This is a genomic window from Massilia cavernae (genome assembly GCF_003590855.1).
Taxonomy (GTDB): Bacteria; Pseudomonadota; Gammaproteobacteria; order Burkholderiales; family Burkholderiaceae_D; genus Telluria_A; species Telluria_A cavernae.
In genome coordinates, this window is the sequence record NZ_QYUP01000199.1 from 1 (window position 1) to 8,325 (window position 8,325).

Annotated in this window: 8 protein-coding genes and 2 pseudogenes; 8 read left to right on the forward strand and 2 right to left on the reverse strand. The window is 58.3% G+C overall.

All coding sequences use genetic code 11. The features are described from left to right. The 6 genes and pseudogenes from D3872_RS24815 to D3872_RS24835 form a co-directional block, all read left to right on the forward strand. The coding region (locus tag D3872_RS24815) for a hypothetical protein (protein ID WP_220477005.1) at positions 1-510 on the forward strand (510 nt) is incomplete at its 5' end. Positions 511-536: 26 nt separating this feature from the next. Beyond that, on the forward strand, positions 537-962 hold the full coding sequence (locus D3872_RS24820; protein WP_182915934.1) for a patatin-like phospholipase family protein: 426 nt from the start codon (positions 537-539) through the stop codon (positions 960-962). Further along, entirely contained in the window at positions 959-2,134 is a 1,176-nt protein-coding gene (locus tag D3872_RS24825) for a patatin-like protein (RefSeq protein WP_182915935.1), read from the forward strand. Before D3872_RS24820 ends, D3872_RS24825 begins: the two co-directional genes overlap by 4 nt. Positions 2,135-2,229: 95 nt before the next feature. After that, positions 2,230-2,487, forward strand: coding sequence for a hypothetical protein (locus D3872_RS24830; RefSeq protein ID WP_147374007.1), 258 nt, complete (start codon positions 2,230-2,232; stop codon positions 2,485-2,487). A gap of 453 nt (positions 2,488-2,940) precedes the next feature. Continuing rightward, a pseudogene (locus tag D3872_RS27200) lies at positions 2,941-3,015 on the forward strand (transposase DNA-binding-containing protein); the annotation flags it as partial. A gap of 9 nt (positions 3,016-3,024) precedes the next feature. After that, positions 3,025-3,342: pseudogene (locus D3872_RS24835) on the forward strand (IS4 family transposase); the annotation flags it as partial. Between the two features lie 172 nt (positions 3,343-3,514). On the opposite strand, the gene D3872_RS24840 reads toward D3872_RS24835, so the two are convergent. Continuing rightward, positions 3,515-5,617: a TonB-dependent receptor gene (locus D3872_RS24840; RefSeq protein WP_119813272.1), complete on the reverse strand. Its 2,103-nt coding sequence runs from the start codon at positions 5,615-5,617 to the stop codon at positions 3,515-3,517. A 120-nt stretch (positions 5,618-5,737) separates the two neighbouring features. Continuing rightward, positions 5,738-6,646, reverse strand: coding sequence for a LysR family transcriptional regulator (locus D3872_RS24845; RefSeq protein WP_119813273.1), 909 nt, complete (start codon positions 6,644-6,646; stop codon positions 5,738-5,740). Positions 6,647-6,771: 125 nt separating this feature from the next. Between D3872_RS24845 and D3872_RS24850 the strand changes: the two genes are divergently transcribed. Together D3872_RS24850 and D3872_RS24855 are read left to right on the forward strand one after the other, a co-directional pair. Then, a complete protein-coding gene (locus D3872_RS24850; RefSeq protein ID WP_119813274.1) occupies positions 6,772-7,644 on the forward strand; it encodes a pirin family protein in 873 nt (290 codons plus the stop codon). A 102-nt stretch (positions 7,645-7,746) separates the two neighbouring features. Then, on the forward strand, positions 7,747-8,325 hold a 579-nt coding region (locus tag D3872_RS24855), incomplete at its 3' end, for a hydrolase (RefSeq protein ID WP_147374008.1).

Sequence of the window (8,325 nt, forward strand, 5' to 3'; positions counted from 1 at the left end):
CCAGACGCAATTCGTCGACAGCTCTGGCCTCGCGCCACGATAGCATGCCAGCGCCACGCTATCGCTGCGGGTGGCAGAATGAAGCTGTTTGCATGTCGAAGCAAGTACGAGCTGCGTTCGAGCTTGTCCGGCTGCATCTCATCTTCGATATTCATCCAACACGTGAAGGAGCGCTACAGGCATTTGCAGAAGCGGCAGAGGCGTAAGCAGAGCGCGGCTCGTCCGTCGAGCAAGCGAATGAGCTCATTAGGAGTCATCGTGCCAGAGACGCCATCACTTGCAACTGTAAAGGAGAAGGAACTTCGCCTGGCCCTGGTTTGTTATGGCGGCATCTCGCTGGCCATTTATCAACATGGGGTCACCAAGGAGATTCTCAAGCTCGTGCGGGCCTCGAAGGCCTACCACACAGGGACGGATCAAAAAGAAAAACAGCAGGCCACTCACACGTTTAAATCCATCGCAGGAGATAGCCCGGAATACAGCACCGAGAAATCTATTTTGATTTTTTAAAGACCATCGGTAGCGGGAATCTTGACTTGCGGGTCATCGTCGATGTGATCGCCGGCTCATCCGCCGGCGGCATCAATGGTATCGTTCTGGCCCGCGCACTTGCCCATGATCTGCGTATCGAACCGATCACCGACATGTGGATTAACGAGGCCGATATTGCGCGCGTGCTGGCCGCGGAAGCCAAGGCGGAATTCTGGAATAAATGGTATGTGCGGCCATTCATAGGCCCTTTCATATGGGGGCTCGCTCACAAGAAGAACCCGCTTTCGTCGATACCCGATCAAGAGACGAAGAAGAAGCTCTCGCTGTTTCTGCGTTCGCGATGGTTCGAACCTCCGCTCGGTGGTCAGCTGTTTAGCAATATCCTGCTTGACGGGCTAGGCGCCATGGGAGAGCCACGTACCAATACAGCCTCACTTCTCCCCCAAGTCACAAGTTGGATCTTCTGGTGACCGTTACGGATTTCTTTGGCACTGAGCGCACGATCTATATCCATGACCCTCCGATCGTGTGGGAACGCGACCACCGGCACATCCTGCGCTTTGCGTTCGAGCACGTCAAAGGCGGTGCCGTACGCAGCGACTTTGACCTTTATAACGTGCCATCCCTTGCATTCGCTGCGCGCGCGACGTCCGCTTTTCCTGGCGCCTTTCCACCAGTTCAGATTCAAGAAATGGATTCCGTTCTATCGGCACGCCGCCAGTCATGGCCGGCCAGAGAGCAGTTTCTGCGCACCAATTTTCGTCACTATCTGGAATTCAACATGAATCCCGAGAACGCCATCCTCGTGGATGGCAGCGTCCTCAATAACAAGCCTGTCTTCGAGGCGATTGAAGCCGCGAGCACACACCCGGCATTCGGCGAAGTGGACCGGCGCCTGGTCTATATCGATCCGCATCCGGGGGAGGAGAAAAGGCCGATACCAGAGCTCATGCCGGGTTTCGTGCAAACCATCATAGGAGCCCTCTCGGATCTCCCGCGTTACGAGCCGATCTTTAACGAGCTTTCCCGAATTGAAATCTTCAATGAAAAAATTCGCCACTTAAAAGCGGCCATCGATTCCACCACCCCACGCGTCCAGACCCTGGTTGAGGGAGTTGCTGGTGACAAGCTTGATCAACCCGCTGACGCGACCCAGGTTCGGCAATGGCGCCTTCAAGTGGCGCATTGCCTGAGCGTGGACACTGCACTGCTCTACAACAACTATATGCGGCTGATGATAGACGCGGGACTGAATTTTCTGGCCCGGCTTATCTGCACCATATGCACCTATCCTCAAGGTTCTCCGCGCGCCCATTGGGTGACAAAGATATTACGACTTTGGGCCCAGCGGATCGAGATTTATCGTCGGGAATATGAAATCCCTCCAGGCGTCGCCGATGACGCGGAACTTCCGCCGTTCGCAAGGCTCGTGGATACCTTTGATCTTACCTTTCGTTACCGGCGCATACAGTTTGTGATGCGAGCGATCAATCGCTTGTACCCACGACTTCAGGAGCCGGGTTGCCGCACCATGACTTCCTCTACCCTTGATGCCCTGAAACGGCGACTTTACCAACAACTCAATTCGCTGCGGACTTACCAGGGAACTGGTTTTCTAAGGACTCAGACCGCATCGGCATGATGCGCTATCTTTAGCCGAACCGAGTTCAATCCCAGGCGGGCGCACTTCCCGAGCCGGACGAGTTTGTTACGCTCCACAACAATGAAATAAGCGCCGTGATAGAACAAATTGGCATGGAATGCGACTTCGCCAGATTTACGAATGAAACTGACAAAATACTTGGATCCGCAGAAGCTCAGGCTATCGATTCGCCGTTTCGCCGGGATCTACTTATAAGTTACTTAGGGTTTGCGGTGTGGGATGCAGTTACCTTTCCGATGATCAATATGCAAGACCCACATGAAGCGCTCCAATTAACTGAGCTCCATGAAATCATCGTTGATCGGATCAGTCCGGATGATGCGATGACCTGAAACCTTGCAGCGCAGTCGTTAAGGGAAGCGGCTTCGGCGGCTTTGCGGGATTTTTCAGTCACGCCGCGCGCGAGAATGACTATTTGTTGGGGCGGCTCCATGCCATTGACCGTTTACTGAATATCCTGGCAAGTTCGGTCGAACGAGACATACCGGGAGGCATCGATATGCGCCCATTCAAAAAGCGAGCTTTTGAGATTGTATTACGCGAAGAAGCCAAGCGACTCCCAAATGTGGCTGGATTGATCGCCGAGCTACAATCGGCCGTCATGAGCCTATAGGCAAAACTATTTTCCGATCGGATTGCTCTGAACGACCTTGTCTTTTATTAGCGCCTATTATAGTCTTCAAGACCTGCTGAACTGATCCGCCGTGATCGGCAAATTAATAAATATTTCCCTGCCCCCACCAGTTTCAAAATAAATCTCGCCTCGATGGGTTTTTTACTCAACGGTGGCGGAGCCGACGGCCAGCGTGCACAAGGCATGCAACGGATGGGGCGAGACGATGGCGGCGTACCGCTTCTTCGACAACGAGGCACTGTACTTGGTGGTGGCGTGGCGCATCGCCCATCTGATGCGCATGGGGCGCACCTGTCCGGATCCGGACGCCAATCTGTTCTTCGATCCGAATGAGATCCAAGCCGCCTATCTGCTCAACAAGGCACCCGCGCCTCCCGTGCCACGCCTGAACGAGGTGGTGCGCATGATTGCACGGATCGGCGGCTTCCTTGCTCGAAAAAGTGACGGCGAACCGGGCGCCGAGACTATCTGGGAGGGATGCGTGGATGTCCGTGCCTCTGCTCCTACCATCAAAACCCTTCATGAAATGGGCTTGCTTTCAAGTTGTGTATAACGAGATGGGGCAGGGCGGGTATCGTTGTATGGGCTTGACGCTTTCGCTTTTACAACACATCAATGTTTGATGCGACAGCCTGGCGCGGCAGGTTGTGGCCTTTCGTAGTGCAAGCGCAAAAAAGAAGGGCGTCCACAAAATTGTGGACGCCCTTCCTGTCTTACAGTAGTGCTTAGAACTTCGCGTTCAGCGTCAGCTTGACGCTGCGTGGCGCACCTGGGGTGATGTTGTTGTCGTTGTGGGCCGACGCATAGTACTTCTTGTCGAACAGGTTCTCGACATTCAGCTGCACCTGATACTGCTTGTCGATGCGGTAGAACAGCGCGCCATCGACGCGAGTGAACGATGGCAGCACCACCGTGTTGGAGGTCGAGGTGAACAGGCTGTCGCGATACACCAGGCCCAGCGCCGCGCCGAACTGCTGGTTGATATCGTAGCGATTCCACAGTGAGAAGGTATGCTCCGGCACCATCGCGAGCTTCGCGCCCGAACGAATGGTCGAGGACTGGTTGGCTGTCAGTTCGGCATTCTGGTAGGCGTAGCCGCCCATGACGCTCCATGTCTGAGTCAGCTTGCCCTGCAGTCCGAGCTCCAGGCCCTTGGTGGTCTGGCCGTCCACCAGGATGCTGGTGCCGGCCACTGGGCCGGGTACGACCACGTTGGTGCGGTCCAGCTGGTAGATGGCAGCGGTGGCGGCGAGGCTCGGGGTAACATCCCACTTCAGGCCCAGTTCCACGTTGTCGAACTTCTCAGGATCGAACGCGCGGTTGGAAGCGCTCAGCGAAGTGAGCTGGTCGCCGGCGCGCGGAACGTAAGCGCGGCTATAACTGGCGTACACCGACATTTCTTGTGCTGGCTTGTAGATCAGGCCCACGCGCGGCGAGACTGGCGTATCGGTCACGTTGAACGAGCCGTTGCTGGTGGCGAGGCGGTTGGTGAAATCCACGCTGAAGCGGTCATAGCGCAGACCAGCGACCAGCTGCCAGCTCGGCGAGAACTCGATCTGGTCCTGCAGGTAGACGGAGGCGACATCGGCCACGCTGTAGTTGCTGGTACCCAGCGTCGTGAACGCGACACCGCCCGTGTACACCGGATTAGCAGCCGGCACAGTCACGCTGCCGGTCGGGAAGGTCCCGGTGTTGCGCTTGTTGTCGGTCTCCTGGCGGCCGAATTCGACGCCGAGAGCCAGCTTGTGGCGCACGGCGCCGCTGTTCCAGTCGTAAGTCACGTCAGTCTGGTTGAAGCGGTTGTTGCGGTCGGTGGTATCACGGTAGGCGCCGATGGCGAGGCGGCCGGTAGTCGCCGACACTGCGCCGTTGGCGTAAACGTTCTGGTAGTACTTGTCATAGTTGGCGATGCGGGTGCGATTGCGCAGCATCACGCCGTTGCCGAAGTCATGCTCGATCAGGGCGTTGAAGGCATTCACGCGCACGGCCGTCGGGCTCAGTTCGGCATTGCCGAAGAAGGTGGAGACATCGGTCTCGTACGGACGCCCGTTGAACGATGGTACGCCGCGGTCCGCGATCCGGTCGTCGCGGAAATGTTCGGCGCCGAGGCTCACGCTGGTGTTCTTGCCTGCGCGGATCACCATGGTCGGGTTGATGCCCTTGCGCTCCAGCTCGACGCCGTTGCGATAGCTGTCCGACTGTTCGGCCATCGCGTTCACGCGCACGGCCACGTCCGAGTTCACGGCGCCACCCACGTCGACAGACGCGCGTTTGTGGCTGTCGGAACCAAAGCTCAGCATCGCCTCGCGGATCGGACGCCATTCGGCCTGCTTGGAGACGCGGTTGATCACGCCGCCCGAACCGCCGCGGCCGAAGATCATCGCATTGGCGCCTTTAAGCGCTTCAACGCGGTCGATGTTGTAGAAGTCGCGGTAGTACTGCACGTCGTCGCGGATGCCGTCGATGTAGAAGTCGCCGGTCGAGCTGTTGCCGCGGAAGACGGCGGTGTCGCGGTTGCCTTCCCCTTGTGCGGTGACAATGCCGGGAACGTAGCGGATTGCGTCGGCAATGCTGGTCATTGCCTGGTCGTTCATCAACTGGCGCGTGATCACAGTGATCGATTGTGGAATGTCGCGCAGCAGCGTGTCAGTCTTCATCGCGGTCGCGGAAGTCTTCTGTTCATAGCCGACGTCTTTTGCGCCAACGATCGTTACTTCTGGCAGTGCCTGGGTGGTCGTTTGCTGGGCGAGCGCGGCGGTGGCGATAAAGGTGCTGGCGACGGCGATGGAGATACGGGTCGGCTTGACGAATGAGAGGGAGCGGGTCATGGGATTTTAAATACAAATGAGAATGACTCGCATTCTAACACGGGAATGCATATTTACAACTTTATGTTTTTGACCCGTTGCCCACGCAGCAGCACGCCCTTCACGGCGGTACCGCGGTCGTCACGGTTCATCCAGCTTGGCAAACCGCGCCGCCAGGAAATCGATCAGTGCGCGAACCGACGGGAGCAGTCCCCGTCGTGAAGGCATGACCGCATGAATGGTTCCGCCCTTCGGTGACCATTCAGGCATCAGGATTGCCAGCGTGCCCTGCTTGAGTTCATCTGTAATCATCATGGTCGGTAGCTGCACGATTCCCACGCCGGCCACTGCCGCAGTCCTCAGCGAAATCATGTCGTCGGTGATAAGGCGCGGCGTGTGGTGAATGGTGGCCATGGCGCCATTGGGGCCAGCCAGGTGCCATACATGCTGAGGCATGGGCGAACCCCAGTCGAGGGTCGGCAGGCCGCTCAAATCCGCAGGCGACTGCGGGACTGCGATTCTTTGGAGGAGAAGGGGACTTGCAGCAACGCACCATCGGCGCGTGCTCAAGACCCTCACGACCAGGTCGCTATCCTTCAATGGCGGAACACGCACGCGAATGGCGACGTCGATTCCCTCGGCCACCACATCGATATGGCGATTGGTCGCCTCGAGGTGGATTGTGACCAGCGGGTTTTCGGCCATGAAGTCGGCTAGCATCGGACCCACACGCGTATGCAGCAGCGCAATCGGACAGGCGATGCGCACGATGCCGCGCGGCTCGGCGCGTGTCCGGTCAACCACTTCCTGCGCGGCCTCGGCTTCAACCAGCATTGCCTTGCAATGGGTGTAGTAGCTCTGGCCAATGTCGGTCACGGAAAAGTGCCGGGTCGAGCGTTGGAGAAGTCGCACTCCAAGCCGTTCTTCCAGCAAGGCAATGCGGCGGCTCAGCTTGGATTTCGGCACGCCCAGCTCCCGGCTCGCGGGAGAAAATCCCTGGTGTTCAACCACGTGGACAAAATAGACGAGGTCGTTGAGATCCTGCTGCATTGTCCCGCCTGTGTTCTACCAATGGGACACTGAGTATAAGTTCTGACGACTACCGGCGCAACGTCTTCATGCCTACTATGTCCTATCGCAGTTGGACATGTGTCGCTGCAAACCAGGAGCCAGTTATGAAGAAAGTTCTCGGCGTTTACACCAGTGCCCGGCCACATTGGGTTGGCGACGGTTTTCCGGTTCGCACCCTGTTTTCGCACCAATCCCTCGGACAGCATGTCAGCCCCTTCCTGATGCTGGACTACGCGGGGCCGGCCCAGTTCACTCCGTTGCCGGCATCGGAATCGCGTGGCGTCGGCCAGCATCCCCACCGCGGATTCGAGACGGTGACCATCGTCTACCAGGGTGAAGTCGAACACCGCGACTCCACCGGCAGCGGAGGAATCATCGGCCCTGGGGACGTGCAGTGGATGACCGCCGGCGCCGGCATTCTCCACGAGGAGTTTCACTCGAAAGACTTCACGGAGAACGGCGGCACGCTGGAGATGATCCAGTTGTGGGTCAACCTGCCGGCAAAGGACAAGATGACGGCGCCTGGGTATCAGTCGATCCTGAACCGCGATATCCCTTGCTTGCAGCTTCCTGGCGAAGCAGGGCGGGTTCGCGTGATTGCGGGGGAATTCGCGGGCGATCGTGGCCCGGCACACACGTTCACACCAATGGACGTGTGGGACCTGCGGCTCAACCAGGGCGGTACCTCCACGCTCGGCCAAGTCGAGGGACGCAATACCTTGCTGGTTGTCATGCGCGGCAGCGTGATGGTCAACGGCCAGCATATGGCCAAGGAAGGGCAGTTGGTCGTGCTGGGCCGGGAGGGAGCGGAACTGACCCTTGAGGCGCAGAGCGATGCCACCGTCTTGTTGTTGAGCGGCGATGCCATCGATGAACCTGTGGTCGCACACGGGCCGTTCGTGATGAATACCAAAGAGGAAATCCAGCAAGCGGTGATCGACTTTAACAGCGGCCGGTTCGGCCAGATGGCCAGGTAAGGTTCCGGTCGCGGTCCACCGGCAGGCGCACCAGGCAAGGTCGGTGCGCTTGCCACAAGCGCCGGCAATGGTGCCGGCGCCATCACACTGAGGGGAATTGAGATGAGTGTTTTCAATAATATCGCTAATTTCAACGGCGCCCGCCCGGTCATCGATCCGGACGACGCCGTGATGCTTCTTATCGACCACCAGAGCGGTCTGTTCCAGACCATCAACGATATGCCGATGCCAAAGCTGCGCGCCCATGCCGGCGCGCTGGCCAGCATGGCGACGCTGTGCAAGATGCCGGTCATAACTACCGCATCCGTTCCGCAGGGACCCAACGGCCCCCTGATCCCGGAAATCCACGAGAACGCTCCACACGCCAAATACGTTGCGCGCAGGGGAGAGATCAATGCGTGGGACAACCCGGACTTCGTCGCCGCGGTCAAGGAGACCGGGCGCAAAACCCTGATCATCGCCGGCACGATCACTAGCGTGTGCATGGCGTTCCCGGCAATCAGCGCGGTCCATGAGGGCTACAAGGTGTTCGCGGTAATCGATGCCTCCGGCACCTATTCGAAGATGGCGCAGGAAATCACATTGGCGCGGGTAGTCCAGGCCGGCGTCGTGCCGATGGATACCGCAGCGATCGCCTCGGAGCTTCAGAAGACATGGCATCGCGACGACGCGCTGCAGTGG

Bases quoted from the DNA above. Each gene is read 5' to 3' on its own strand.
- D3872_RS24850 (WP_119813274.1), top strand. From the start codon at position 6,772: ATGAAGAAAGTTCTCGGCGTTTACACCAGTGCCCGGCCACATTGGGTT.
- D3872_RS24840 (WP_119813272.1), bottom strand. From the start codon at position 5,617: ATGACCCGCTCCCTCTCATTCGTCAAGCCGACCCGTATCTCCATCGCC.
- D3872_RS24845 (WP_119813273.1), bottom strand. From the start codon at position 6,646: ATGCAGCAGGATCTCAACGACCTCGTCTATTTTGTCCACGTGGTTGAA.